Here is a 25,478-nt window from a genome sequence, read left to right on the forward strand (position 1 = left end):
AGTAACCATGGGGCCGAAGAATTAATCACTTTGGCTTTTTACAATTTCGAAGGGCAAAAAGGTATTAAAAGTGCAAATGTCGTTTTCTAAAAAATCTATTAATTGTAATATTTTATCCACCATTTCCCACGTTTTTTGGTTTACTATTAAAATGTAACCAATATAGAAAATATAGAAAATATAGGAAGTGATCAAATGATTTACGACTTGGTACTGCTGCATCCACCAACCGTCTATGATTTCAGAAAAGAAATGCTTTTTACCGGTCCAATTAGTGATGTCGTTCCATCCTCTCCTGTTTTTGAAATGTACCCAATTGGGTTGACAAGCATCGGTGACTATCTTGAACGCTTTGGCTTGAAGGTAAAAATCATTAATATTGCAAATAGAATGTTACTAGATCCCAAATTTGATGTGGAGAAGAAAATTCGAAACATCAAAGCCAGGGCATTTGGCATTGATCTTCATTGGCTCCCACATGCACATGGCAGTGTGGAATTAGCGAAAATTGTGAAAAAATATCACCCGGGTACTCCTGTACTATTTGGTGGATTATCTTCGACCTATTTTCATGAGGAATTAATTGAATATCCATGGATTGATTTTGTCGTGCGCGGTGATACCACTGAAAAGCTAATACTGATGCTGCTTAATAAGCTGGAGAAAGGGGACGGTACAGGATTTGCTGATATTCCAAATCTTACCTGGAAGCGGGATCATCAATATTTCTACAATGAGATTACTTATGTCCCAGATAGTCTTGATGAATTTAATCTGCCTGGCTACCGCTATATTATTGGCTCAGTCTTTAAATATTTTAATTTACTAGATCCACTTCCATATAAAGGATGGATTCAATATCCAAACACAGCGATTTTAACCTCAAAGGGTTGCAGCTACAATTGCTTAATCTGCGGCGGATCAAAGGATGCCTATGAAATGAACTGTAATAGGAAAAAGCTAGTGATGAGATCGCCTAAAAAAATGCTAGAAGACATTGCTCTAATCCAACGATTTACCCGTGCTCCAATCTTTCTGTTAAATGATATCAGGCAGGGCGGAAAAAAGTACGTGGATGAATTCCTCGATGGATTAGCAAAGATGAAATTGAAGAACGAGCTTGTTTTTGAACTTTTTAATTATGCTGATGAGAAATTCTTTGCACGTTTAAATAAAGCAATCCCTAAATTTAGTATTGAGCTAACACTTGAATCGGCAGATGAAGAGATTCGTAAATATAACGGGAAACTGCCTTGTACGAATGCCAAAGTAATTGAAATGCTTCAATTTGCCCTAAAACATAACTGCTCAAAGATTGATTTGTTTTTCATGACCGGAATACCTAATCAAACGTACGCGAGTGCTATGAGGAATGTGGATTTTTGTGAAATTATTCACAAAGAGTGTAATGAAAGTACACGGATTTCGTACTTTGTTGCCCCACTTTCACCATTTCTTGATCCAGGCAGTCCTGCCTTTGAACATCCTGAGAAATATGGCTATAAGAAATTCTGTCATAAACTTGAGGATTTCCGCGAGGCCATGAAGCAGCCATCATGGAAAAATATGCTGAGCTATGAAACGAACAGCATGACGCGTGAGGAAATTGTTGCAGCCACCTATGATTCCGCCTTAAGGCTAAATGAATTCAAATGGATATATAACATCATAACAAAAGACGTACATGATGAAGTGGAGATGAAAATTAAAAAATCTGTTGAATTCCTAAAACGACATGATGAATTGGCCCTGCTTCCGGCAGAGGAACAAAAACAAGAGCTTGGCCTTATAAAGGAAGAAGTGGACAAAATCAACCGCCACAGTATTTGCGGGGAGAATGAATTAAAATGGGAAGTGAAGAAATTATTTGCCAATTTCCCTTCATTAACCTATATCGGACTTGAGCTACTGATTAAAGATGTGATAAAAGATATTAAGTGTAAATTGGGTAAAATTGACCGAAATAAAGTGATGGTAACGAGCTCTTCTACAGTTCGAAAATAATCATTTTTCTTCCGGGCTGCGTAAGGACAAATTAAGGCGGAAATCCAGAAAAATAAGGCGTTTTCAGTGGTTTTTTCATTGACAAATAAGCTAAAAAATGTTAAATTTTAGACAGCCGTTGCACGAGATTAGATTTATGTTTCAAAGCTTGTTCAAAGTTTTAACCGAAGTTTGGATAAGGAAGTGAATTTAAGCTATCACGTTGTAATTTGGTGAATTTTACACAAGGCTACGCTTTAGCCAATAGGGGGATTTTTTTACATGAAAAACGGTAAAGTAAAATGGTTCAACTCTGAAAAAGGTTTCGGATTCATCGAAGCTGAAGATGGAAACGACGTATTCGTTCACTTTTCTGCTATCCAAACAGAAGGTTTCAAAACTTTAGAAGAAGGTCAAGAAGTCTCTTTCGAAGTTGTTGAAGGTGCTCGTGGACCACAAGCTGCTAACGTAATTAAGAAGTAATCTATGAAACAACCATTTAACAGCCTGCCAAAGTGTCGGCTGTTTTTTCATGTCTTCCATTTCTTCAATATCCCTATAATATCCCCCGAAGTTCCTGTTATTTCTAGGCGAATGCCAGGTTTTTCTAGGCTAATAAGAAAGTATAAAAATTTTACTTAATTTTTTTACTTCCTTAATACGCATAAGCGTAACTACGCCTGTGTCTTCGCCCTAAGGGGCTCGCCAATCGGCGAGTTTTCTTTATCTTTCCAACCTCAAAGCAGTTGGTATTTTGCTATAATAGTAATTATGAGTTTATTAAGATGGGGTGAAAAGATGAAATTTATCCATACCGCCGATTGGCATTTAGGTAAATTGGTTCATGGTGTTTATATGACAGAAAACCAACGTGAGGTTCTTGAGCAGTTTGTAAGTATTGTGGCCGAAGAAAAGCCAGATGCAGTTGTCATTGCCGGCGACCTTTATGACCGGTCCGTTCCTCCAACAGACGCAGTCGATCTCCTAGACGAAATTCTTTTTAAAATAAATGTTGAGTTAAAAACTCCAGTAGTAGCCATTGCCGGAAACCATGATAGCGCAGAGCGTCTCTCATTTGGCAGTTCGTGGTATCAGCACAGTCAATTCTATCTTTCCGGTAAAATCACAAATAGCTTTAAGCCAGTTCAAATCAACGGAGTAAACTTTTATTTAGTACCATATGCTGAACCGGGTGTTGTCAGACAGCTTCTCCAGGACGATTCTATCCACTCCCATCAAGAGGCGATGAAGGCTCTTATTAGTAGGATGGAAGAGACAATCAATCCAAACGAACCGAATGTTTTGGTTGGACATGCGTTCGTCTTAGGAGGACAGGTATCAGATTCAGAACGAGTATTATCAGTAGGGGCATCAGGATGTGTCGATGCCGAATTATTTAGTCCGTTTTCCTATACAGCGCTTGGCCATCTGCATAGTCCTGAAGCAATCAAGCATGAGACAGTTAAATATTCAGGCTCACTATTAAAATATTCATTTTCTGAGGCAAAGCATAATAAGTCGATTAGTATTATTGAAATGGATGAAAAGGGTCAATTTTCACATCGATACCGTTCGCTGACACCTACACATGACTTACGAGAATTAGAAGGTTATTTGGAAGAATTGTTGGATCCTCAGTTTTATGAAAAAGAAAAACTGCATGATTACTTAAAAATTACTTTGCATGATGAAGGTGCATTAATCGATCCTATCAATAAATTACGCCAGGTGTATCCAAATGTTCTCCACCTAGAACGAAAAATTGATATTACGGACATGAAAAAGAAGCAATCCTTCAGTGCTATTCAGGGTGAGAAAAAGTCGGAGCTTGAGTTGTTTGAGCAATTTTATTCAGAAATGACTACCTCAGAATTTACAGCTGATAAAAAGGATGCAATGGCAGAAGTGATTGAAAAGGTGTTACGAGAGGAGATGGTAAAGTGAAACCGTTAAAACTAATGATGCAAGCATTTGGTCCCTATGCAGAAGTGGAAACGATTGACTTTACTGAATTAGGCAACCGGACGATGTTTGTTATTTCTGGTAATACCGGCTCGGGAAAAACTACCATTTTTGATGCCATCAGCTATGCCATCTATGGAAAAGCGAGCGGAGAGGACCGTAACGGACCTGAACTACGCAGTCAATTTGCCAAAGAGGATCTACTGACTCAGGTTTCGCTAGATTTCTCTCTACGAAGCAAAGTGTTTTCTATCACACGCCTTCCGCAGCAGTTAAAGAAGAAAGATAAAGGTGAGGGTTATACAACGATACCTGCAAAAGCAGAGCTGTCTATATGGGGTGAAAACGGAGAGAAGAAATTAATTGCTTCAAAAATTAATGACGTTGAAGAGAAAATTAAGGAAATTATGCTGATTGACAGTAATCAATTCCGGCAAATCTTAATGATTCCGCAAGGAGAGTTCCGCAAACTACTTACTTCAGATAGTAAAGATAAGGAAGTTATTTTGCAGCGGTTATTTCATACCCAAATCTATAAAATGGTAGAGGATCAACTAAAGGCAGAGTCATCTGACTTGAAGAAATCAGTTGAGGACCAGGTATTGTCACGAAACGAGGCGATGCGACGGATTCAAGCGGTAACGAATGAATCGTTAAAAGAATATGTAGCGGCTGAAAGTGTGAATGACACCATCATGATGCCCTTGCTGCAGGAAGAAATAGCAGGAATGACCAAATTGCTTGATCAGTTAAATGCAACTCTTAAGGAAAAGGAACTAGAACAGGACCGCCTAAAAGCACAGCTTTTTGAAGCGGAGACGACCTTAAAGCAACTGCAAACAAAGGAAACACTGAAGCTTCAGAAAGGTCAATTAGAAGAGCAGCGGGAAGTGTTTGTTGAAAAAGAAAAACAGGTTCAACTTGCACAAAAAGCTGCTCTATTGGCAAAGCAAGAAGAACTCTGCCATCGTTTAAAGCGTGAAGTCGATCAGGTTATGGCCAATGTTACAGCGATAAAAACGGAGTTGAATATATTAGCGGACCAAAGAAAACAGTCCGAAGAGCGCTTGCAAACCGAGCTTGCTCGTGAGCCAGAGCGCCAAGCTTGTCTAGATGAAATGAATCGTTTAGTAGGCATGAAAGAGGATGTTTATTCGTTTGCTGCGTTAGGGAAAGAAACTGCAGCAGTGGAGGCATTATTGAAAACATCGAAGGCAAAGCAGGGCCAAGAAGAGAAAAATCTTCAGTTACTAGAAGAGCGATTAAATTTTCTTCAGCAGCAAAAATTAACGATTGAACAAGGACAGTTAACTTACTTGGAGAATGAGCGCCAAGTAGAGCGGCTGCAAGCAGAGCTTGACCGTATTGAGAAATATGAAGCTTATCTTACTCGCCATCAAAAGGCCGTTGTCGATTTCAAGGATAAAACGGGGCGTTATGAAAATAGCTTAGCGCGATTTAATGATAGCAAGGTATTTGTAGAAGAATTAGAGAATAAGTGGATGCATGGCCAGGCTGCGCTTTTAGCAGCAAGGCTGCAAACGGGTGAAGCGTGTCCAGTTTGCGGATCTGAGCATCATCCATCCCCGGCCTCTGATCATCAAAATCATATGCCAAATGAAGAAGATTTAAAGACTGCAAGAATGCAGGCCGAAGCCTTAGAAAAAGAAAAGTCTATGGCAGAATCTAGTTATTATCAAAGTCAGTCAGCAGAACAAACACAGAGGTCAGCTATTGATGAGGTGTTACAAGAAATACGCGCTCATCGTGCTGATTTTGAAGAAAATCGGGTAGACCATATAAAATCAGAGGTTTTTTATGCACTAACTAATCTGGTAGAAAAGCAAAGAAAACTCTCAGAACAAATTAAACAGTTAGAACATGTAAAATTAGAAATTGAGAAGCGTGAAACAGAAAAACAAAAGATTCATACAAGTATCCAGCAGCTGTTACTTGAGGTGACTGATTTAACTGTTCAGTATACAGAGAAGAAGACGAATTTAACAAGAATGATGACGGTGATTCCTGAAAATCTTCGCTCAGAAGCGGCATATGAAAAGACTTTATCAGAGATTAAAAAACTGCATGAACAATTAATCAAGCAGCTAGAAGAAGCTAAGGAGCGTCTTCAGTCGATTAAAGAAAGACTAGCTACAGAGACTGCTAGATTGCAGGATGCAGAAAAGTATCATAGTACGAAACAAGATGAGCTTACACAAGAGCGTGAAAGTTTTAAAAACATGCTTACAGATCAAGGCTTTGAAAACTATAATGTTTATCATTCTGCGAAAAAGAGTGATATTGAAGTGCAGCAGCTGGAGCTGAAAATACGCAAGTTTCGTGAGGATTTGCGTTCTGTAACTGACCGTTTACAGGAGCTAACCGAGCTTCTAAAGGATGTTAAAACACCAGATGTGGAAGGGTTGAAAGCGGCTCTTGAAAAGGTTCATGTTGAAAGAGAGTCGATCAATCAGCAACGAACAGACCTGTTTGTGAAAAAGCGCGACAACGAGGAGATTTATGCTCGGGTGGTGCGCTTAAATGATCAAATGAAAGTTTTGGAGGAGCGCTATAAGCTGATTGGCCACCTTCATGATATTGCGAGAGGCCAAAACAATCTACGGGTTACGTTTGAACGGTTTGTTCTAGCTTCGTTCCTGGATAATATTTTACGTGAGGCGAATGGTCGTTTACGGAAGATGACGGCAGGAAGATTTCAATTGCTTAGAAAAACAGACAAAGCAAAGGGGAATGCACAAAGCGGTTTAGAATTGCTTGTATATGACCAGTACACCGGTCAAGAGCGACATGTTAAAACATTATCTGGCGGGGAAAGCTTTAAAGCAGCCCTTTCACTTGCACTAGGTCTTGCAGATGTTGTCCAAAACTATGCTGGTGGTGTTTCACTAGAGACGATGTTCATTGATGAAGGCTTTGGAACACTAGACCCTGAATCTCTTGAACAGGCAATTGAAACGTTAATCGATATCCAAAGCAGCGGCCGTTTGGTTGGAATTATCTCACACGTGCCAGAGTTAAAGGAACGGATTGATGTCAGACTCGAAGTAACTTCTGGTCAGACGGGAAGTAAGACAGAATTCATGTTTACAAATTAATTTGAAAAAGAGTGCCGGTTGTGCACTCTTTTTTTCGTTGAAATTAGTTGCGGATGGCGAGAAATAGTTGCGGATGGTGGAAATTAGTTGCGGATGGCGAGAAATAGTTGCGGATAGCGGAAATTAGTTGCGGATGGCGGGAAATAGTTGCGGATGGCGAGAAATAGTTGCGGATGGCGAGAAATAGTTGCGGACAGTGGTATCCTTTCTCCTACGTTTTGGAATATTATAGTAAAAAACAGCGGTGATGGAATGGAACAGTATTTTCAGGAGAACGGGAATGATGTATTTATATTATTCTCGTTAACACATCAATTAACATTAGCATCCTTCATTTTATTTATGGTTCTGATTTTTCTTTTTCGAAAACAGTTAAGAACACTATGGATTAACCGCACTTTTAGGATCGGATTAGCGGTTACTTTAATTATTTCTGAAATTAGTCTCCATTGGTGGCTATGGCACATTGATGCTTGGGAGATTAAACATTCACTGCCACTGCATCTCAGCAGCATTTCTTTATTGTTATCTGCAGTTCTGCTGGTAACAAAAAGTTATCGGCTGTTTGAGTTTACCTTTTTTGCGGGTGTGGGAAGTGCACTGCAGGCAATGATTACACCTGACATAAGTTCTTATACATTTCCGCATTTTCGTTATGTTCACTTTTTTATATCCCATGGCGGCATTGTGATTGCAAATATATTTATCGTATTTGTGGAAGGATTTAAACCAACTGCCAAAAGTGTGTGGAAGGCATTCCTTTATCTAAATCTATACACCTGTATCGTATTTTTACTGAACTTTTTCTTAGAGGGAAATTATATGTACATCTCGCAAAAGCCCGTTAACCCCTCTTTGTTAGATTATCTAGGACCATGGCCATACTATCTAATTCCACTAGAGCTTATTACCCTTGCTACGTTCTGGCTACTATATCTGCCATTCTGGCTATATCAAATCTACGCTAAAGTCCATCATCAGGTTTGAACTGATGGACTTTTTACAATTGCTAATAAAAAAGGGTATAAAACAGATTTTGTCGAATGTATAGAGCGTTGCATTTCTCTAGAAAGGATCAAAGAAATGATTAGAAAAATTGACTTAGAGAATCAAACGCTTATCCAGGAATTATTTTCGCTGCAAAGGCTAGCTTATTTAATCGAGGCAAAATTAATAAATTTTTATGACATACCACCACTTAAAGAGAGTATCGAGGAGCTAATAGAATGTGGGGAAACCTTCTTAGGGTACTTTGAGGATGATGAACTGGCAGGTGCCGTTTCTTTTACGAAAAAAAGAGAGGAATTAACCATTTGCCGTATGGTAGTTCATCCTAATCATTTCCGAAAAGGAATCGCGCATAAGTTATTGACAGCAGTAGAGGAAATGGAGCCAGCAGTACCAATCATTCGCGTATCCACTGGAAAGGACAATTTTCCTGCAAAAAAACTCTATCAGAAAAATGACTATCAATTAGAAACAGAAATCGAAGTTGCACCAGGGTTATATATAAGTAGTTTAAAAAAAGAAAGGCTTTATTGAAAAAAGAGGCTGATTCGAAATGTTGTTATCAAACAACCTAGAATCAGCCTCTTTCCTCAATCTATTAGTGCTGTACGTTTAGTTTTCTTCTTTTTTACAAACATCCAAATAATTAACAGTGCAATCGGAATTAACAAATAGTTTGCGTATTGACTGAAAATTTCGCCTGCACTTTCCCATTGCGGTCCAAGTACATAGCCTAGATAAACATAAACTGCTGTTACTGGAAGCATAGCTAAATAGGTGTAAATGATAAATTTCCAGACACTCATCTTGGCAATACCACATGGAATGGAAATAGCTGTTCTAACTCCAGGAATAAATCGCCCCAAAAATGCCACAGCTCCACCATACTTCTCGAAAAATTGATCTGATTTGTCCATATGTTCTTCTTTTATAAAAAAATATTTTCCGAATTTTAAAATCGCAACCCTGCCGCCATAACGACCTAGAGCGTATAAGGTCAGTGGACCGAGGACTCCGCCAATTGAGCCTGCAAGGATGGCTCCGAATAGATTCATTTCACCTTGATACACCCAATAACCTGCTAATGGTAACACAAGCTCGGCTGGGACAAATTCAAGTGTTAATGCAAGCGCAATGCCAAAATATGATAGCTCTTTAAAAGCTTCAATCATTTGCATAATGAGAGCTTCCACAATATACCTCCAAGATATTAATTTTGCCGTTTTTAATATAGACAAGTATTATTCAAAAAAACATTAACAAGAAAAAATTATACCATAGAAATGCTGAGAGAGGATTAACAAGTATTGCCTAGTAGATATTTTTTATAGTAAAAAAGGAAGACTCCTATTGGAATCTTCCTTCTCTATTATTTTAAGGAGTTTGTATCGAATTCCTGAATAAATTTTCCGTTTACAAATTTCTCGGTGAATTTTCCCCCTGTAAAGGAAGAAATTGTGCTCCTCCAAAATGCTTGTGCAGGTACATTCTTTTCGATTTGGGTTATATGCCATTTTCCAGGGAACATCCTGAATAATTCAGCAGCCGCAATTTTACCGTACCCTTGACCCTTGTATTTCCTTATGACAAAAAATTCGAGAATACAGTTTGGTTCTGTTTCTGTAGCACTTTCAACAAGTGCAAAACCAACCAGTTCGTTTTCCCGTTTAATAAAAAAAGGATGATGGTTAGAGTTACTCCAATACGGAGTTAAATCAAAAGGTTTATAAGCTCCGTTGTTTTCTAACGTTATCACGGGTAAATATTGACTAAATTCGTAAATATAGAATTGCATTAAGTTATGTAAAATTTGTTCTTCTTCTTTACCTACATTAACAAGTTTTATCATCTGCAGCCTCCAAGAAAGTTCTCAATCATTAATTTTTGACACACATCCTGTAAATTCCTTTAAAAATGAGAAAATAGAGGACTTTTGTAAAATTTCATCTAATAACTTAGTAGAGTGTTTTTATTAAGGGTTATCGGCACATTTTTTTAGAGACAGTGAGTCACCAAGCCTTATAGAATGGGAACAAATAAGTCCTGAACTTATCCGGCATTATGCATGGGAGTTATTCGAGGAACATACAGTGAAGTTAGATGGAGTTGAAGTTGAGGGAATTAAATAAAGAGAAAAGCCGAATTTAAATTCGGCTCTGTTTTACTTTTCTAAAAATGTTGTAAGTTCTTTTAGTTCTTTCCCTTCAAAGACAATTCCTTGGTTGTCGAAAAGAAGGTAGACTGTTTCACCTTCAAGGTCTAGTTCAGGATAAGCTTTTTGTGCCGTTTCCAGTTTTGGCAGACTTAAAATATTGCTTACAGCCTCCATAATTTCCTCGTTTTCTTCAATCGGATTTTGCTCATCGATTTCTCCAATTACAAGCAAGGTATAGGATTGCTCATCCTCTGACAATAAACTTTGATAGGGGAAAGATGCATCTTTGACTGAGTCAACAGGCTGCTGCTGTGCTTCTGTTGGTTTCTCCTTTTCAGCAGCCTTTGGTACAGTGTTTTGACAGCCGCCCAGTAGAGTAAGTCCAATTAGTATCGTAAAAATGTTTTTTTTCATGTGCTTCGTCCTTTGTCTAATAATCTCCTTCTTCAAGATAGCATAATAAATCAGACTATGAACGGTTCGAATATGAAAGATTCATGAATTGTACAGCAGGAAATTCAAGTAGATTGTCTAATACATTATAAAACATGGTACAGGATGAGGGAGAGTTTGCAGATGACAATGGCTGGGATTGATGCAGGTGGTTCGTTAATCAAAGTTGTTTACGAAGAGCAGGACAAAATGCATTATAAAATATATCAAATTGATGAGTTGAATCAGGTTATGGCATGGTTAAAAGTGATTTCATTGCACAAGGTTGCCTTAACGGGTGGAAAGGCGGAATTCATTAAGCAACAGTATTTTCCCCAAGCTGTAGTTGTTCCCGAATTTCAAGCAACCTGTGAAGGAGCCTTATTTTTTCTAAAAGAGAAAAGGGTAAATCCCTTTCTCCTTGTTAATATCGGGACAGGAACATCATGGTATGTTATTAAGGGTGAACACTATGAACGGGTTCTAGGAAGTGGGGTTGGTGGAGGTACCTTCACAGGCCTAGGGTCTTTATTAGCCACCTCATCCAATTACTTTAAGTTGTCGGAGCTTGCGGCTAAGGGTATAAAAGGGAATGTGGACTTGCTTGTAAAAGATATCTATCAATCCTCAGAAGCCCCGATTGATGGGGAGTTAACGGCTGCCAATTTTGCGAAAGGAACAAAGGTGGAGCAATCAGAAGCCGACAGGATGGCATCGCTCTCAAATATGATTGCCGAAACGATTACCTTACTAACTTTACAAACTGCTGGTCTTCATTCAATTAAAGATATTGTTATGATTGGCAGTGCGCTGACTGGTAATCCATCTTTAAAGAAAGGTTTGGAGTTTTATCTTAACATGGTCGGTCTATCCTTTGAGTTTTTAGCTAATGGAGAATATTGCGGCGCAATGGGTGCTTACCAATCTGTCTAAAAACGTTCGCTTGAACTGTGCGAATAATAAAGCTAAAGTAGAAGAGAAGTTAGTTAAAATGAAACTTCCATCAGTGGGGGTTTCACTGATGGTTAGTTGTATTAATGCGGGAAAAGTAGGTGGAATTCTTGGAGAAACGTTATTTTACAATCGGCATGGCCGGTCATATTGACCATGGGAAAACTTCGTTAACGAAGGCATTAACTAATGTCGATACGGATCGCTTAAAAGAAGAAAAAGAACGTCAAATCTCGATTGAACTCGGATTTGCACCATTATATGAAGACAAAGAAATTCAAATCTCTGTAATTGATGTACCTGGACATGAACGTTTTATTCGACAAATGATTGCCGGTGTTGCCGGAATTGATTTGGTGGTGCTGGTTGTGGCTGCTGATGAGGGTGTTATGCCGCAAACAAGAGAACATTTGGAGATTCTTAAGTTTTTAGGAGTGCAGAATGGAATCATTGCGATTACAAAGATTGATCGTGTGGACGAAGAATTCGTTGAACTGGTGAAAGATGATATCTTAGAAGAACTCACTGGCACTGTCTTTGAAGACGTCCCATTTGTTATGGTGGACAGTCTCTCGAAAAAAGGGATTGAAGACATTAAGGATTTAATTATTAGGACATTAAAAGAACGAGAAATGCGTGACGCCAAAGGAGCATTCCGGTTGCCAATTGACCAGGTATTTACTGTAAAAGGCCAAGGAACGGTGGTTCGCGGAACCGTATACGAAGGAACAGTGGAAGAAGGACAAGCATTAAAGATTATGCCGAAGGGGTTGGAAGTACGAGCACGGCAAATACAAGTTCACCACCATCCTGCTCAAAAGGCGTATGCTGGACAACGGACAGCGATTAATCTTTCTGGAGTCTCAAAAGAAGATCTGGAGCGGGGAGATGTTCTCGTCACATCCGAGCATTTTATCGTGACGAAGACCTTAGATGTGGCGATTCGAGTGGTCGAAGAGCTTGAACATATGGTCAAACAGCGGATGCCCATTAAGCTGCATATCGGAACCGCAGAGGTCATGGGCCGAATTGTTTTCTTTGATCGTAATGAGTTGAAGGAAGAGAACGGGGAAATTCTTTGTCAGCTCCGGCTTGAGGAAGAGATTTTAACAAAACGAGGAGATCGTTTTATTTTGCGTCGTCCAAGTCCGCAGGAGACAATTGGCGGCGGGTGGATAATTGACCCCCGCGGCAATAAATACCGATTTGGCAATGAAACCATTGAGGAACTTGAGAAAAAGAAGGAAGGTTCTCCGAAAGAAAGAATGATTGCAGCTTTATTTGAGGCGAAAAGTCTGCCGCTTAATGAGTTAATCAAGCGGATAGCCTTAGACGAAGCTACGCTGACTGAGTTTTTGGATGATACGGACTTTGTTTTATACAACGGAAAAGAGTATACGCTGCAAACATTAGTTGATAGCGTAGAAGAGGATATCTATGACCGTTTACAAGAATATCATCAGTTGAATTCTATGAAAATCGGCCTTAATAAAGCAGAACTTCTCCAATCGATGGTAAAAAGATTTCCAAAGTCACTGCTTGATTTTGTTGTTGAAAACGGGATAGCAAATGGGGCTTTTAACCGAAGAGAGCAGTTTGTCTTTCTAGCGGACTTTCAACCACATGTTCCAAAAAGCTGGCAGAAACGGGCAGAAAATATGCTGGAGGAATTAAAAAAGGACGGTATGAAGGTGAAGTATTACAAGGATTATTTTGCTGGTTCCGGTATACCTGATCATTTGGAAGCTGATTTAAGGCGCTTCCTTGAAGATGATGGACGGGTGGTCCATTTGGATGACCAATTTGCCTATCTTGGTGAAGTGTTTAAAGGTGCCGTAGAAAAACTTCGTAACGGAACGGGTGCCGAATTCGAAGTAGGAGACGCAAAAGAAATCCTCGACCTCTCACGTAAATACATGATTCCATTTTTAGAAAAGTTAGATGCATTGAAGCTTACCAAAAGATTTGAGAACAAGCGTGTTTGGCAGTAATAAAGAAAGGACCACAACCTAAGTAGTGGGCGTCCAACACCCAAAAACACCCCACTAGATATCGTAGGTCTAGTGGGGTTTGGATATTTTTTAAGATAAGAACTCTCCAGGATTTAAGCCGAGTTCGCGGCAAATATCGCTGACCATTTGCATTTCACTGTGGTCGAAGTTGCCATCAGCATAACCGATTGCAATACAATAACGTGCAACTAATCGAGCGATTTCCGGCTTGGATCTTATTTTACCAAGAGCACGAAATGCTTCAGCACGGCCAATCATCCGGTCCATTTCAATCCTAGATACGAAGTAGTTAAAACGCTGGATGACTTTATTGCTGTCAAAAACTCTTAATTCTTCACTCGAATGAACAAATTCAATCATCTTTTGGCGCTCTGATGCGTCTATGTAGCCATCTGCCATCGAAACTAGGGCGCAGGCTGCGACAACGGCTTCTAATACGTCCTGGCTCTTGTAGCGGTTAAACAGCTCTTGTGCTTTTCGCTTTTGCTGATTTGCCCATTCCGCATAATCTGTTTGGTTAGGGGACCAGGCATTACCACAGCTGTTACAAGTGAATTTTAATTGATTTTTACCAATGAAACCTCCAAGCAAACCGACAGGACCTAGAATTAAACCACCGATTGCTGCCTTACCAAGGCCAAAGCCCTTTTGCCCTGTACGAATATTGTTAGAATGGCAACGTGGACAGAACATATCACCTGAACCATGCGAATGCTGTGTATTCGCAGACGATGGGTAGGTTTGTGTAGGATATCCGTAAGCTGGCTGTGTATACGACGATTCCGGCTGTAACTGAATAGGTTGTTGCGGTTGGTTTTGTTGGTATGAGTTATTATGGTTTTGTTGAGATGAATTATTTTGATTTTGTTGATAAGGGTTATTGTTATATGGGTGGTTATTAAATTGGTTCTGACTATTGAAAGAATTTTGTTGATTACTTTGGTTCTGCTGATAGGAAGGCTGCTGGACGGGCGGCGGTGTTGATGGAGCTGGAGCATCGTCCACGGTTACACCAAAGTTGCGGCATAAGGCAGCAAGTCCCCCCTGGAAACCGCTTGCAATCGCATTAAACTTCCACTCGCCGTTATGGCGGTAAAGCTCTGCTGCTACAATCGCTGTTTCAATTGTAAAGTCTCGTCCAAGATTAAAGCGCAACAGCTCCTCATTTGTTTGTTCGTTAAAGATTCGTACATATGAATTAGAAATTTGGCCGAAATTTTGCCCTTTGGCATATGCATCATGAATCGTAATCGTAAAAGCAACTCGGTGGATGTGCTCTGGAACTCGCTTTAAATCGATCCTAATTTGTTCATCATCTTGATGCCCCGCTCCTGTTCGATTATCACCTGTGTAGACAATCGATCCATTTCCACCAGTAGGATTATTATAAAAAATAAAATCCTGATCACTTTGGACCTTCCCTGATTGTCCTAATAAGAAACTAGAAGCATCTAAATCAAAGTTTGAACCTTGCTGATTAGTATCCCAGCCTAAGCCAACTACTACATTTTGCAATCCGGGATGAGCCTTGGTTAAATCAACTTTTTGACCTTTACTAAGTGTTACACCCAATATTTTCACTCCTAATCCAATTTACTAGTTCTTTTATCATTATAAGTCTAATTATGAAGGGGTTAGAACTTACTTTCAATACAAAAGCCTTAACCTATCAAACAATACGTATTTTTGGGCAGGAGGTTTCATTTTTCCTCGTTTATTCTGTACTTAAGAATTAAAAACATTCCTCTTGTGATCTGCACATAGACTAGTAAAAATGCAGGAAGGGGTACGGCGATGAAACCCAATCGTTTAAATCGAGGAGATACTGTTGGAGTGATTGCTCCCGCGAGCCCGCCTAACATAGAAAATGTAGAGAGAGGGATTGATTTTTTAAAGGAGCTGGGGCTTAAGGTCAAGGTCGGTAAGAGTGTTAATCAGACCTTGGGGTATTTGGCAGGGAGCGATCAGGAAAGATTGGCGGATATCCATGAAATGTTTCTCGATACCGAAGTGAAAGCCATTATTTGTGCTTGTGGTGGATATGGAACAGGAAGAATCGCTTCAGAAATAAATTATGAGATTATAAAAAACAATCCTAAAATTTTTTGGGGATACAGTGATATTACTTTTTTACATACTGCCATTCGTCAAGAAACAGGATTGATTACGTTTCATGGGCCAATGCTAGGGTCAGATATGGGGAAAAAAGAGACTAATCCATTATCTAAACAAGGATTTCAGCAATTATTTCACCCCACTACCATTGTGTATACCGAGCATCTTTCAAGATTAGCAACAATAGTAGAAGGGAGAGCAAGCGGTGAATTAGTAGGTGGGAACTTGTCGCTTATAGTAAGCACACTTGGCACTCGATTTGAAATCGATACAAGAGGGAAAATGTTGTTAATCGAAGAGATAAATGAAGAACCCCGAGTAGTTGATCGTATGTTAAATCAGCTAAAGATGGCTGGAAAACTAAAAGAACTAAATGGGGTGATTGTCGGTGATTTTTGTGATTGCACCCCTCAAAGCAGCAAGTCACTGTCATTAGAGGAAGTTCTTGAACATTATCTAAAAGAAGCTGATAAACCATCTATAAAAGGATTTATGATGGGTCACTGTAACCCGCAGATTGCTGTGCCCCTTGGTGTTCACACAACCATGAATACAACTGATAAAAGTCTAATGATTGAGGGTGGAATCATATAGTTCAAAAATGAAAATGAATAGATTTTCTTCACTTGGAAAGAACAAGTTTAAATACATTTAATGAGGTGGCCAAGTGAAGACGAAACAAGTGCAAAGATACTGTGAAACATGTGGTAAAGAAACCGAGCATGTGGCAAGGGAAGATGCCTTAGAAATTGAATATATTTGTAAGGAATGTAATAGCCATGAGGAGATTGTGAAGACATTTTTCTAACAGGATAAAGCATAAATAGACTCAATAGGCATACACTACCATTCAAAAGGTGGTGTAGTAATGGAAAAAGAAAAATTCTTAATACCTGAGGAAATTCATTTAACAGCAGATGATCATACAAATAATTCCAATGATATGACAAATACAGGAGAAAATGAAAGCCAGCCAGAAAGTCTGCTCCTTACCGGTGGCGGCGACCCCAATCTTTCTCCAGATGCGGGAAAACCCATGATTTAATCCTTCTAAATGACCCAAAGTATACTGGGTCATTTTTGTTTCCTATTTGTGGTAAAATAAAAGGCACTTGTATCCGGTATTTCAAATATAAATAAAGAAAATTTATTACCCCCGTATCTTTTTAACCCTCCTTAAACGTTTATTGGGTAGAGAGTGTTCAAGAAGGAGTGAGCAGGATGTCAAATAAGCTTAGCCGTCATTTGTCAAAAGGGAGCGAGAGGGATTTGCAATCAGAGGAAGATTTTTGGATGGACTATTATCCAAAGCTCCAGCATTATTGCCATTTCCTTACTCAAAATAAGTGGGATGGTGATGATATTGCTCAAGAGGCCTTTCTTAAAGCCATAAAGCATTACTTACCATCCCAAAAGATCAGCAATGCTTTATTGAATAAAATCGCTTACCATCATTGGATTGATACGGTAAGAAAACGGAAATACGAACTGTTGGACTTGGAGGGTTCAGAAGATCAATTTAGTCCGCCAAAGGTTGAAACGGTTGACCTGCTGCTGAACCAATTCACTCCAAAGCAAGCGATTATTTTTTTCCTAAAGGAAGCTTTTCAGTATCAGACGAAAGAAATTGCAGACATTCTCGGAACAACCGACATGGCGGTAAAAGCTTCACTGCATCGAGCAAAAAAACGTCTAGAAAAAGCAAACCTAGAGGAAGATGATCACACGATTAACTCCTTTTGGAACGAGGAAGAGCGGGAACAGCTTATGGAGTTGTTTCATGAATCTTTACAATCCGAGGATCCCACTGGCTTAATTGAAGCCGTACCAGCTTTGGTTCGTGATGATGTACCTTCAATGATAACTACATGTAGACAATCGTCCACTCACACTCCTTCGAGCACTCTCTTAATGGCTGCGTAGCCAACTATTCGCTTTAAAAGGAGGAAGTTAAGTGAGTACAATTCCATATGTAATTGAACAATCGAATCGCGGTGAACGTTCCTATGATATATACTCTCGCCTGTTAAAAGACCGAATCATTATTATTGGTGATGAAATAAATGACCATGTTGCGAACAGTGTTGTGGCCCAGTTATTATTCTTAGCCGCGGATGCACCGGATAAGGAAATTTCACTTTATATCAATAGTCCTGGGGGATCAACCTCAGCAGGATTTGCTATCTTTGATACAATGCAATACATTCAACCTGATGTCAGAACGATTTGTACCGGAATGGCAGCATCCTTTGGGGCGATGTTATTGTTAGCAGGAACAAAAGGGAAACGCTATGCACTGCCTAACAGTGAAATTATGATTCATCAGCCATTAGGAGGAGCTAGAGGGCAGGCAACAGAGATAGAGATCTCTGCTCGGCGTATTTTAAAGCTAAGGGAGCATATCAACCAAATCATTTCTGATCGCACAGGGCAGCCGGTTGAAAAAGTCGCTAAGGATACAGACCGCGATTACTTTATGAGTGCTGAAGAAGCAAAGGAATATGGGATTATTGATGTAATTCTTTATCCAAAATAAGATAAACGCTGACTCGCTCAATTGGGCGAGTTTTTTGTGTTTGTTTCGTGTAATATTTTCCATTAAAATACAATTAGGAGGGGATGTAATGAAACACTGGGGATTTTATTTAGGAGCCTTGCTGCTTTATATATTTAGCTTCATATCTGGATTCTCTATTGGACTATATGTGTTTTTTGGAGCAATCTTATTGTTCCTATTAGGTCTTGGAAAAACTTTTAGTCTTTTAAAAAATACGATGAGCTATCTATTTATTATTGTTGCCTCCATTGGAATTTGGTATGTTACGGTTCGGAATATCGATGACTATTATTTATTTTATCCATTTACATTCTTTTTTTGATGACTCTAAGGATGGGATGTCATAAAGTTAATCACAAAATAGAGAGCAAGCTGTCCAAGTAAACAGCGTGCTTTCTGTTTTAGTATATTTTTTATAAAAGGCTGTGTTAATGGATACTGTTGATTTTAGAACCTGTTGATTGGAGCGGAAGGTGCTTGACTCCTGCGGGATGTACGAGCTACGTGAGACCCCTCGGAAAGCATAGCACCTGGAGTGCATATCAACAGCCTAGTTTAACACAGCCTTATAAAAAAAGAGGCTTTGCGATTATTCAACGATTACAGTTCCTCTGTACATATTCATTCCACAGTGAAAGGTGAATTGTCCTTTTTTATCAGGAGTAAAAGTTAACTTTGTTGTTCCTTTCTTAATAGGAACGTTATTTAAGTTAAAGTCAGGCATCATAAACTCAGAAAAGCAGCTATTGTCAGTTGGATTTGTAATTTCAAGTTCAACCGGTACACCTTTTTTTACACGAATCACATTTGGGCTGTAACCGGTCGGGGTAATCATTATCTTTACCACCGGGGACGTTTCATTTGTAACATCGACTTCTACATTTTTTGTACTTGAGCTACTGGTTGTCTCTGTTTGGCTAGGTTTTCCTGGTGGTTTGACCAAATCACTGCTATATAAAAATAAAAATAAGGAAAAGAGCAGAATCCCTGCCGAAAAAATGGTGAAGGGTGGAATCTCATTCGTATTAATCGATACCTTGGGATTATGTTCTACTATCAAATATAAAATAACTAAACCGAGGATAACTATACAAAGTCCTAGTAAAATTCCAAGCATGATCGCAGGATTATCAAATTGTATAAAGGCCCCAAGAATCGCGCCAGCTATACCGCTCATTAGTCCCGATACCGCTCCGCTAAGTATGGCCAAGATTCCGATAGGCTGTCCCGCGAGAAATCCAGTGAAAAATCCAATTAGTAATCCAGTTCCAACAGGTAGAAACAAATCAGTTGCTAGAATCCCCATCATTGAACCAGAAAGTAGTCCAGCCATTATCGCAATTGTAGAACTGATAATAATTCCTGGGAGAAGGGTGAGTTTTTCCTTTTTTCGATAAATAAGGTAAATAGAAATGCTAGTCATGATGGCTACAACAGCAGCAGCAATATATACAAATATCTCCATGCAATGTCTCCTCAAATGTAATTAACAACATATCAATATTATAAATGGATTATTGCATTTGATTTTCAGATTTTGAGTCATTTTTATGAACAAATAAAAAAAGACTTATCCGTCCTTAGGAAATTAGATTAGTCCTTTTTTTCTTTATCAATCGTATTTTTATAAATTCTTTTTAAGGCCTCATTCTGCATCCTAATATAATCGAGTAAGAATTTCTTCTCTTCTTCTTCCTCAACAAGCTGTTCCTTTTCCTCTTCTTTCATAGATTTCACTCCAGTCTGTTTCTAATTACCTAATTGTAACCTAAGACGAAAGCCTTAGAAAGGTGTACTTTAAGCCGGAATGCACCGGTAATCACTAAACTAATCTCCAAAAGTCGACTTTTTTAAGAAAAAAATTGACTTTTACGATTGGGAAATATATAATTTTCACGAAAATAATATTGAAACGTTGATGAGGATTAGTAAATTAATTCGGTCTTATAAAGAGAGGAAACCAATGGTGGAAGGTTTCTTAAGACAGTCAGTTGAACCTGCCTCGGAGTTCTGTATCGGATCCTTATTGAAGATACATGCGGATAAAAGTCCGTTATCATGTCGAGAGTATAAAGCGTATGCTTTATGAATTTAGGGTGGTACCGCCAGGCCTTGGTCCCTTTTTTGAGGATCAAGGCCTTTTTATATTCAATTTTATATTCATAAAAAATGATGAGGTGTCAAAATGGCAAAGGAATTTGTAAAAGATGTAACGAGTATGGACGAGGATTTCGCCCAATGGTATACAGACGTAGTAACAAAGGCAGACTTAATTGATTACTCCAGCGTCCGTGGATCGATGATCATTCGCCCTTACGGATACGCACTATGGGATAATGTGAAAAATGAACTCGATAAACGTATTAAAGAAACAGGACATGAAAATGTTTATATGCCTTTATTTATTCCTGAAAGCTTACTGCAAAAAGAAAAAGATCACGTAGAAGGCTTTGCCCCAGAAGTAGCATGGGTGACACATGGCGGTTCTGAAGAGTTAGCGGAAAGATTAGTGGTTCGTCCAACTTCAGAGGTTCTTTTCTGTGAGCATTATAAAAATATCATTCATTCATACAGAGACCTTCCAAAACTCTATAATCAATGGGCAAACGTAGTACGCTGGGAAAAAACAACTCGTCCATTTTTGCGTACATTAGAGTTTTTATGGCAGGAAGGACATACTGCTCATGCGACCGATGAAGAAGCAATGGAAGAAACGATTAAAATGCTGAATGTCTACGCAGCGGTTTGTGAAGAAATGCTGGCGATCCCTGTTGTAAAAGGACAAAAAACAGAGAAAGAAAAATTTGCAGGCGCTAAAGCAACCTTCACGATTGAAAGCTTAATGCATGATGGAAAAGCACTTCAATCGGGTACTTCTCACCACTTTGGTACAGGCTTTGCTGAAGCATTCGGCATTCAATACACAGATAAAGAAGGTAAGCTTCAATATGTACACCAAACATCATGGGGCTTTACAACAAGAATTATCGGAGCATTAATCATGGTACATGGCGACGACCGCGGATTGGTCATTCCTCCAAAAGCTGCACCAACACAAGTGATGATTGTTCCAATTGCCCAGCATAAGGAAGGCGTACTTGATTTTGCATACGAGCTAAAAGATTCACTTTCAAATGTTGCACGTGTTGGGATCGATGCCAGCGACAAAAAGCCAGGCTGGAAATTCAATGAGTATGAAATGAAGGGAATCCCAGTTCGATTAGAAGTCGGTCCAAAGGATATCGAAAATAAACAAGTAGTCCTAGCTAGACGCGATACAGGTACAAAAGAATTTGTCCCAATGGATCAGCTAGAAACTCGTTTAGTAGAATTGCTAGATGAAATCCAAGCTAACCTATACAACAAGGCATTATCTCACCGTGAAGATAGAACCACTGTTGCCGTGACTCTTGACGAGCTAAAAACTTCACTTGAAACAAAACCAGGTTTCATTAAAGCCATGTGGTGCGGCGAGCTGGCTTGTGAGGAAAAAATCAAAGAAGAAACAACAGCAACATCAAGGTGTATTCCATTCGAGCAAGAGCAGGTAGCCAATACATGTGTTTGCTGTGGAAAAGACGCTGATAAAATGGTTTATTGGGCAAAAGCCTACTAAAATTAACAAGGACTCTTCCGATTTGGAAGAGTCCAGTTTTTATTTAACGCAAGAAAAAAATAGTCACCATAAAGCTCGCAGGTGATTTATAGAAAAGTTAGATACTATGGAAGGCCGTTTCATAGATAATGCAAACTTCTTTTATATTGAAAATATTGAAAAAACAACAGACGAGGAATTATACAATCAGTTATTAAATGAGTTCCCAGAGTGGTTGGCGGAAGCTAAATCAAAGAGAATCCTATAAATACTTGAGTAGGTCGAAAGTTTTAAAATTCAAAGTAAGTGATGTACATCACTTACTCCTTGTGTGTTTTTTCATATAATCACCATAGTTATAGTGATTAATAGATAAGGAGTGTTATTTATGTTAGAACAAAAGACAATCGAAATCATTAAATCAACCGTACCTGTATTAGAAAAGCATGGAGAAGCGATTACTACACGTTTCTATCAACTAATGTTTGGGAACCACCCAGAGCTATTAAATATCTTTAATCATGCCAATCAAAAACAAGGGCGTCAGCAGAAAGCCCTTGCGGGAACGGTGTATGCGGCCGCACAATATATTGATAAACTTGAAGCGATACTTCCTGTAGTAAAACAAATTGCTCACAAGCATAGAAGTCTTGGAATTAAACCTGAGCATTATCCGATTGTCGGGAAGCATCTTTTGTTAGCCATTAAGGAAGTGTTAGGTGAAGCCGCAACCGATGAAATTATAGAAGCATGGAGACAAGCGTATGGTGTGATTGCTGATGTATTTATCAGCGTTGAAGCAGAGATGTATGAAGAAACAGCCAAGCAGCAAGGTGGATGGGATGGATTCCGCAATTTTATAGTCGATCGTAAGGTAGTAGAGAGTGATGTAATCACATCTTTTTACTTGAAACCAGAAGATCAAGGTGAGATTGCACCGTTTCTAGCTGGTCAATATATCAGCATTAAACTGGAAATCGAAGGGGAAGAATTTACACATATTCGCCAGTACAGTTTATCGGATGCCCCTGGTAAAGAATACTATCGAATTAGTGTAAAACGTGAATCAGGAGCAATGAATCCAGATGGAATGGTTTCAAACTACCTGCATGATGAAGTGAAAGAAGGTGACGTTGTAAAGGTAAGTTCACCTGCAGGAGACTTTGTCCTCATTACTAAGAACACCAGTCCAGTTGTTTTAATAAGCGGAGGTGTTGGGTTAACACCAATGGTCAGTATGTTAAAAACTGTAGTTAACTTACAGCCTGAGCGAAAAGTGACCTTCATACATGCGGCCGCAAATGGTAAAATGCATGCACTAAGAGAAGAAGTGCAAGCTCTAGCAACACTTGAAAATGTTAAATCCTATGTTTTTTATGATTCACCAACTGAAGCAGACCGTACAAACAAATCATTCGATGTCGAAGGCTATGTAACACTCGAATGGCTGGAGAAGACTGTCCCTGTAAATAAAGCAGACTTCTACTTCTGTGGACCAGTACCATTTATGAAATCCATCAACCGCTCAATAAAAGCATTAGGAGTAAAAGAAGACAGAATTCACTTCGAATTCTTCGGCCCAATGGACAGCCTTGAAGATGAAGCTAAAGAAAAAGAACTAGTTACTGTATAAAATTAAATAATCGAATAAGGACTGAGAAATTCTCAGTCCTTATTCGCATACCCAAGAAAGGCCAAGGGTACCTACACCTGTATGAACTCCTGCTACTGTGATTAGCATCATGCATTCGGTCTTAATAGTAGGAATAAGCTCTTTTACTAGCTTTTCAAGCTTTGTCGCTCGTTCCGGGTCGTTTGCATGGACAACCACTACTTTCCTAACCGTGTGTTTCTCCATATCATCTTTCAATTTATCCATAAGCCATGTTAAAGCCTTTTTATCCGAACGTACCTTATCCTTAATTCTCGCCGTACCCTCTTCAATGGATAAAATCGGCTTGATGTTTAAAAGGGAAGCTAATATCTTTTGTCCACCAGTTACTCTACCGCTCTTATGTAGCTGATCTAGGTTAGAAGGGACTAAGAAGAGTCTCGTCCGCTCTGGAAAGGTCTCTAATTTCTTAATAATTTCCTCTGCCTCTAGGCCTTGTTCAAAGAGTTCAACCGCTTTTTTGACGATAAAGGAGTGGGGATAAGATCCAGTTCTAGAATCAAATACAAAGAGTTTAAAATCAGCCATTTCAGCTGCCATTTTAGAGGTTTGAAAGGTACCGGATAAAATGCTAGAAGCATGAATCGCAAACCCAAAATCATACTCTTCTTTTAGCCTTTTATAAACGTCGACAAAGTCACCAATCGAGGGCTGAGAGGTTTGAAACGTCCCTTTTTCATTCTTCATTCTCTCGTAGAATTCTTTTTCCGTTATATCAATTTTTTCTCTAAAGGATTCTTGGTTAATAATTAGCTGTAATGGAATGACATTAATATGATACTTATTGATAAATTCTTCGCTTAGAGAGGCAGTTGTGTCTGTTATCCAAGCAACATTTGGTTTTGTCATCTTCTCCTCTTCCTCCAGTAGTAGCATTTTATAAAAACTATGTAGTTTTAATAACTACATATTAATATACGTATATTACATCCTGTGGTCAATGGATTTTAAAATTTTTAGTAGAAAAAAGGTTTAACTTTGAACATTTAGTGTCTAATTTTATCCCGCATTAACGAGCAGTAAGACCCCACTATTGGAATTCCTCTTTATTAGTGTACCGCTATTCTTTGTTTCAATCACAAAATATGTTTAAATAAAAGGTAGAAATAGCCAAGAAAGGAAGAACCATCTTGAATAGAAATTTAATTCGTTTCGTAACGATTATATCAGTTATTTTTTCAATCCTTTGGCTAGCAGGACTTGGATGGGCAGTAGGGGAGTATTATGCTGGAAAGCCAGACCAGATTCCTAAAAAAACAGCAGAGGCCGAGCAAGAGGACAAAAAGGAAGGTCTAAGAATTGTCGCCCTAGGTGATTCTCTAACGAGAGGAACCGGTGATGAAACAGGTAAAGGCTATGTGGGAAACGTATTAGATGAAGTTAAAAAGAAAACAGACCAGAAAGTAATGCTGACTAATTTAGGCATAAGCGGTCAAAGATCCGAGCAGCTTAAAGGGCAGGTCCAAGAAGTCGAGGTGCAAAGACAGCTCCAGGCAGCAGATGTTATTTTAATTACGATTGGTGGAAATGATTTGTTTAGAAGTGGACAAGGGTTAGAGAATTTAGATAACGAGGACATTTCTGAGGTCGAAAAAAACTACTTTGAAAATATGAATATCGTGTTTACACAAATCCGCCAGGCTAACAGTAATGCTAATATTTTTTTCATTGGGCTGTATAATCCCTTTATTGACTTTGAAGAGGGAAAAGACTTGTCAAAAATAGTCCGGCATTGGAATTATCAAAGTGCCGAATTAAGTGCTAGTTATCCAAATATTGTGTTTGTTCCAACCTTTGATTTGTTTGAATTAAATGTGAATGATTATTTATATACAGACAAATTTCACCCAAATACTAAAGGGTACCGTCTAATTGCTGAACGGGTTGCCTCATTGCTTACCTTTTAAGGAGATTACCCAA

Annotated in this window: 24 protein-coding genes, 1 pseudogene and 1 other annotated feature; of the genes and pseudogenes, 18 read left to right on the forward strand and 7 right to left on the reverse strand. The window is 38.9% G+C overall.

Going from position 1 to position 25,478, the window contains the following annotated elements:
• The first annotated feature begins 195 nt into the window (after positions 1 to 195).
• The 6 genes from BTR25_RS16785 (at position 196) to BTR25_RS16810 (ending at position 8,603) form a co-directional block, all read left to right on the forward strand.
• A complete protein-coding gene (locus BTR25_RS16785) occupies positions 196 to 2,004 on the forward strand; it encodes a TIGR04190 family B12-binding domain/radical SAM domain protein (protein WP_075689199.1) in 1,809 nt (602 codons plus the stop codon).
• Positions 2,005 to 2,265: 261 nt separating this feature from the next.
• Complete coding sequence (locus tag BTR25_RS16790; protein WP_075689200.1) at positions 2,266 to 2,466, forward strand: cold-shock protein; 201 nt, start codon at positions 2,266 to 2,268, stop codon at positions 2,464 to 2,466.
• Between the two features lie 315 nt (positions 2,467 to 2,781).
• Positions 2,782 to 3,927 carry an exonuclease SbcCD subunit D gene (locus BTR25_RS16795; protein ID WP_075689201.1) on the forward strand — a complete coding sequence of 382 codons (1,146 nt, stop codon included), beginning with the start codon at positions 2,782 to 2,784 and terminating at the stop codon, positions 3,925 to 3,927.
• Positions 3,924 to 7,061 (forward strand): SbcC/MukB-like Walker B domain-containing protein, encoded by a 3,138-nt coding sequence (locus BTR25_RS16800; RefSeq protein WP_075689202.1) that lies wholly within the window; start codon positions 3,924 to 3,926, stop codon positions 7,059 to 7,061. The genes BTR25_RS16795 and BTR25_RS16800 overlap by 4 nt, the downstream gene beginning before the upstream one ends.
• A 153-nt stretch (positions 7,062 to 7,214) precedes the next feature.
• Positions 7,215 to 8,048, forward strand: a complete 834-nt coding sequence (locus BTR25_RS16805) for a YwaF family protein (RefSeq protein ID WP_139311269.1) — start codon at positions 7,215 to 7,217, stop codon at positions 8,046 to 8,048.
• Positions 8,049 to 8,144: 96 nt separating this feature from the next.
• Positions 8,145 to 8,603: a GNAT family N-acetyltransferase gene (locus BTR25_RS16810; RefSeq protein ID WP_075689203.1), complete on the forward strand. Its 459-nt coding sequence runs from the start codon at positions 8,145 to 8,147 to the stop codon at positions 8,601 to 8,603.
• A gap of 56 nt (positions 8,604 to 8,659) precedes the next feature.
• On the opposite strand, the gene BTR25_RS16815 is transcribed toward BTR25_RS16810, so the two are convergent.
• The 3 genes from BTR25_RS16815 to BTR25_RS16825 form a co-directional block, all read right to left on the reverse strand.
• On the reverse strand, positions 8,660 to 9,247 hold the full coding sequence (locus BTR25_RS16815) for a DedA family protein (RefSeq protein WP_175596818.1): 588 nt from the start codon (positions 9,245 to 9,247) through the stop codon (positions 8,660 to 8,662).
• Positions 9,248 to 9,438: 191 nt separating this feature from the next.
• Complete coding sequence (locus BTR25_RS16820) at positions 9,439 to 9,918, reverse strand: GNAT family N-acetyltransferase (RefSeq protein ID WP_075689204.1); 480 nt, start codon at positions 9,916 to 9,918, stop codon at positions 9,439 to 9,441.
• 312 nt (positions 9,919 to 10,230) lie between these two features.
• Positions 10,231 to 10,638 (reverse strand): hypothetical protein, encoded by a 408-nt coding sequence (locus BTR25_RS16825; RefSeq protein ID WP_075689205.1) that lies wholly within the window; start codon positions 10,636 to 10,638, stop codon positions 10,231 to 10,233.
• 162 nt (positions 10,639 to 10,800) lie between these two features.
• Between BTR25_RS16825 and coaW the strand changes: the two genes are divergently transcribed.
• Positions 10,801 to 11,589, forward strand: coding sequence for a type II pantothenate kinase (gene coaW / locus BTR25_RS16830; protein WP_075689206.1), 789 nt, complete (start codon positions 10,801 to 10,803; stop codon positions 11,587 to 11,589).
• A 128-nt stretch (positions 11,590 to 11,717) separates the two neighbouring features.
• Entirely contained in the window at positions 11,718 to 13,598 is a 1,881-nt protein-coding gene (selB, locus tag BTR25_RS16835) for a selenocysteine-specific translation elongation factor (RefSeq protein ID WP_075689207.1), read from the forward strand.
• 90 nt (positions 13,599 to 13,688) lie between these two features.
• Here the strand turns inward: selB and BTR25_RS28495 are convergent, their stop codons facing one another.
• On the reverse strand, positions 13,689 to 15,191 hold the full coding sequence (locus BTR25_RS28495) for a TerD family protein (protein WP_075689208.1): 1,503 nt from the start codon (positions 15,189 to 15,191) through the stop codon (positions 13,689 to 13,691).
• 222 nt (positions 15,192 to 15,413) lie between these two features.
• Between BTR25_RS28495 and BTR25_RS16845 the strand changes: the two genes are divergently transcribed.
• The 6 genes from BTR25_RS16845 (at position 15,414) to BTR25_RS16860 (ending at position 18,613) form a co-directional block, all read left to right on the forward strand.
• A complete protein-coding gene (locus BTR25_RS16845) occupies positions 15,414 to 16,328 on the forward strand; it encodes a S66 peptidase family protein (protein ID WP_075689209.1) in 915 nt (304 codons plus the stop codon).
• Positions 16,329 to 16,401: 73 nt separating this feature from the next.
• The gene (locus BTR25_RS27715; protein WP_175596813.1) at positions 16,402 to 16,542 is read left to right on the forward strand and encodes a hypothetical protein; all 141 of its coding nucleotides are present in this window, start codon (positions 16,402 to 16,404) and stop codon (positions 16,540 to 16,542) included.
• Positions 16,543 to 16,602: 60 nt separating this feature from the next.
• Positions 16,603 to 16,779, forward strand: a complete 177-nt coding sequence (locus BTR25_RS27720; protein ID WP_175596814.1) for a hypothetical protein — start codon at positions 16,603 to 16,605, stop codon at positions 16,777 to 16,779.
• Positions 16,780 to 16,955: 176 nt separating this feature from the next.
• Positions 16,956 to 17,657, forward strand: a complete 702-nt coding sequence (locus BTR25_RS16850) for a sigma-70 family RNA polymerase sigma factor (protein WP_075689210.1) — start codon at positions 16,956 to 16,958, stop codon at positions 17,655 to 17,657.
• A 31-nt stretch (positions 17,658 to 17,688) separates the two neighbouring features.
• Positions 17,689 to 18,270, forward strand: coding sequence for an ATP-dependent Clp endopeptidase proteolytic subunit ClpP (gene clpP / locus BTR25_RS16855; RefSeq protein WP_075689211.1), 582 nt, complete (start codon positions 17,689 to 17,691; stop codon positions 18,268 to 18,270).
• A gap of 88 nt (positions 18,271 to 18,358) precedes the next feature.
• A complete protein-coding gene (locus BTR25_RS16860) occupies positions 18,359 to 18,613 on the forward strand; it encodes a hypothetical protein (RefSeq protein WP_075689212.1) in 255 nt (84 codons plus the stop codon).
• Between the two features lie 267 nt (positions 18,614 to 18,880).
• Here BTR25_RS16860 and BTR25_RS16865 read toward each other — a convergent pair whose 3' ends face one another.
• On the reverse strand, positions 18,881 to 19,756 hold the full coding sequence (locus BTR25_RS16865) for a cupredoxin domain-containing protein (protein WP_075689213.1): 876 nt from the start codon (positions 19,754 to 19,756) through the stop codon (positions 18,881 to 18,883).
• 128 nt (positions 19,757 to 19,884) lie between these two features.
• A complete protein-coding gene (locus tag BTR25_RS28500; protein ID WP_303046848.1) occupies positions 19,885 to 20,019 on the reverse strand; it encodes a hypothetical protein in 135 nt (44 codons plus the stop codon).
• A gap of 178 nt (positions 20,020 to 20,197) precedes the next feature.
• Positions 20,198 to 20,415 (forward strand) — a binding site (T-box leader).
• Between the two features lie 61 nt (positions 20,416 to 20,476).
• Here BTR25_RS28500 and proS point away from each other — a divergent pair.
• From proS to hmpA, 3 genes and pseudogenes are all read left to right on the forward strand, one after another.
• Positions 20,477 to 21,907 carry a proline--tRNA ligase gene (gene proS, locus BTR25_RS16870; protein ID WP_075689214.1) on the forward strand — a complete coding sequence of 477 codons (1,431 nt, stop codon included), beginning with the start codon at positions 20,477 to 20,479 and terminating at the stop codon, positions 21,905 to 21,907.
• A gap of 88 nt (positions 21,908 to 21,995) precedes the next feature.
• Positions 21,996 to 22,154, forward strand: a pseudogene (locus BTR25_RS16875) (VWA domain-containing protein); the annotation flags it as partial.
• A 120-nt stretch (positions 22,155 to 22,274) separates the two neighbouring features.
• Entirely contained in the window at positions 22,275 to 23,519 is a 1,245-nt protein-coding gene (gene hmpA, locus BTR25_RS16880) for an NO-inducible flavohemoprotein (RefSeq protein ID WP_075689215.1), read from the forward strand.
• Between the two features lie 39 nt (positions 23,520 to 23,558).
• On the opposite strand, the gene BTR25_RS16885 is transcribed toward hmpA, so the two are convergent.
• Entirely contained in the window at positions 23,559 to 24,407 is an 849-nt protein-coding gene (locus tag BTR25_RS16885; protein ID WP_075689216.1) for a DegV family protein, read from the reverse strand.
• 281 nt (positions 24,408 to 24,688) lie between these two features.
• Between BTR25_RS16885 and BTR25_RS16890 the strand changes: the two genes are divergently transcribed.
• Positions 24,689 to 25,465 (forward strand): SGNH/GDSL hydrolase family protein, encoded by a 777-nt coding sequence (locus BTR25_RS16890; protein WP_075689217.1) that lies wholly within the window; start codon positions 24,689 to 24,691, stop codon positions 25,463 to 25,465.
• Positions 25,466 to 25,478: the final 13 nt, after the last annotated feature.

Source organism: Bacillus sp. MRMR6 (assembly GCF_001940785.1).
In the GTDB taxonomy this organism is placed as follows: domain Bacteria; phylum Bacillota; class Bacilli; order Bacillales; family Cytobacillaceae; genus Neobacillus.

Bases quoted from the DNA above. Each gene is read 5' to 3' on its own strand.
- coaW (WP_075689206.1), top strand. From the start codon at position 10,801: ATGACAATGGCTGGGATTGATGCAGGTGGTTCGTTAATCAAAGTTGTT.
- BTR25_RS16845 (WP_075689209.1), top strand. From the start codon at position 15,414: ATGAAACCCAATCGTTTAAATCGAGGAGATACTGTTGGAGTGATTGCT.
- BTR25_RS16785 (WP_075689199.1), top strand. From the start codon at position 196: ATGATTTACGACTTGGTACTGCTGCATCCACCAACCGTCTATGATTTC.
- BTR25_RS16860 (WP_075689212.1), top strand. From the start codon at position 18,359: ATGAAACACTGGGGATTTTATTTAGGAGCCTTGCTGCTTTATATATTT.
- proS (WP_075689214.1), top strand. From the start codon at position 20,477: ATGGCAAAGGAATTTGTAAAAGATGTAACGAGTATGGACGAGGATTTC.
- BTR25_RS16795 (WP_075689201.1), top strand. From the start codon at position 2,782: ATGAAATTTATCCATACCGCCGATTGGCATTTAGGTAAATTGGTTCAT.
- BTR25_RS16805 (WP_139311269.1), top strand. From the start codon at position 7,215: ATGGCGAGAAATAGTTGCGGATGGCGAGAAATAGTTGCGGACAGTGGT.
- BTR25_RS16825 (WP_075689205.1), bottom strand. From the start codon at position 10,638: ATGAAAAAAAACATTTTTACGATACTAATTGGACTTACTCTACTGGGC.
- BTR25_RS16820 (WP_075689204.1), bottom strand. From the start codon at position 9,918: ATGATAAAACTTGTTAATGTAGGTAAAGAAGAAGAACAAATTTTACAT.
- BTR25_RS16810 (WP_075689203.1), top strand. From the start codon at position 8,145: ATGATTAGAAAAATTGACTTAGAGAATCAAACGCTTATCCAGGAATTA.
- BTR25_RS27720 (WP_175596814.1), top strand. From the start codon at position 16,603: ATGGAAAAAGAAAAATTCTTAATACCTGAGGAAATTCATTTAACAGCA.
- BTR25_RS28500 (WP_303046848.1), bottom strand. From the start codon at position 20,019: ATGAAAGAAGAGGAAAAGGAACAGCTTGTTGAGGAAGAAGAAGAGAAG.
- BTR25_RS16885 (WP_075689216.1), bottom strand. From the start codon at position 24,407: ATGACAAAACCAAATGTTGCTTGGATAACAGACACAACTGCCTCTCTA.
- BTR25_RS16790 (WP_075689200.1), top strand. From the start codon at position 2,266: ATGAAAAACGGTAAAGTAAAATGGTTCAACTCTGAAAAAGGTTTCGGA.
- BTR25_RS16865 (WP_075689213.1), bottom strand. From the start codon at position 19,756: ATGGAGATATTTGTATATATTGCTGCTGCTGTTGTAGCCATCATGACT.
- BTR25_RS16850 (WP_075689210.1), top strand. From the start codon at position 16,956: ATGTCAAATAAGCTTAGCCGTCATTTGTCAAAAGGGAGCGAGAGGGAT.
- BTR25_RS16815 (WP_175596818.1), bottom strand. From the start codon at position 9,247: ATGCAAATGATTGAAGCTTTTAAAGAGCTATCATATTTTGGCATTGCG.
- hmpA (WP_075689215.1), top strand. From the start codon at position 22,275: ATGTTAGAACAAAAGACAATCGAAATCATTAAATCAACCGTACCTGTA.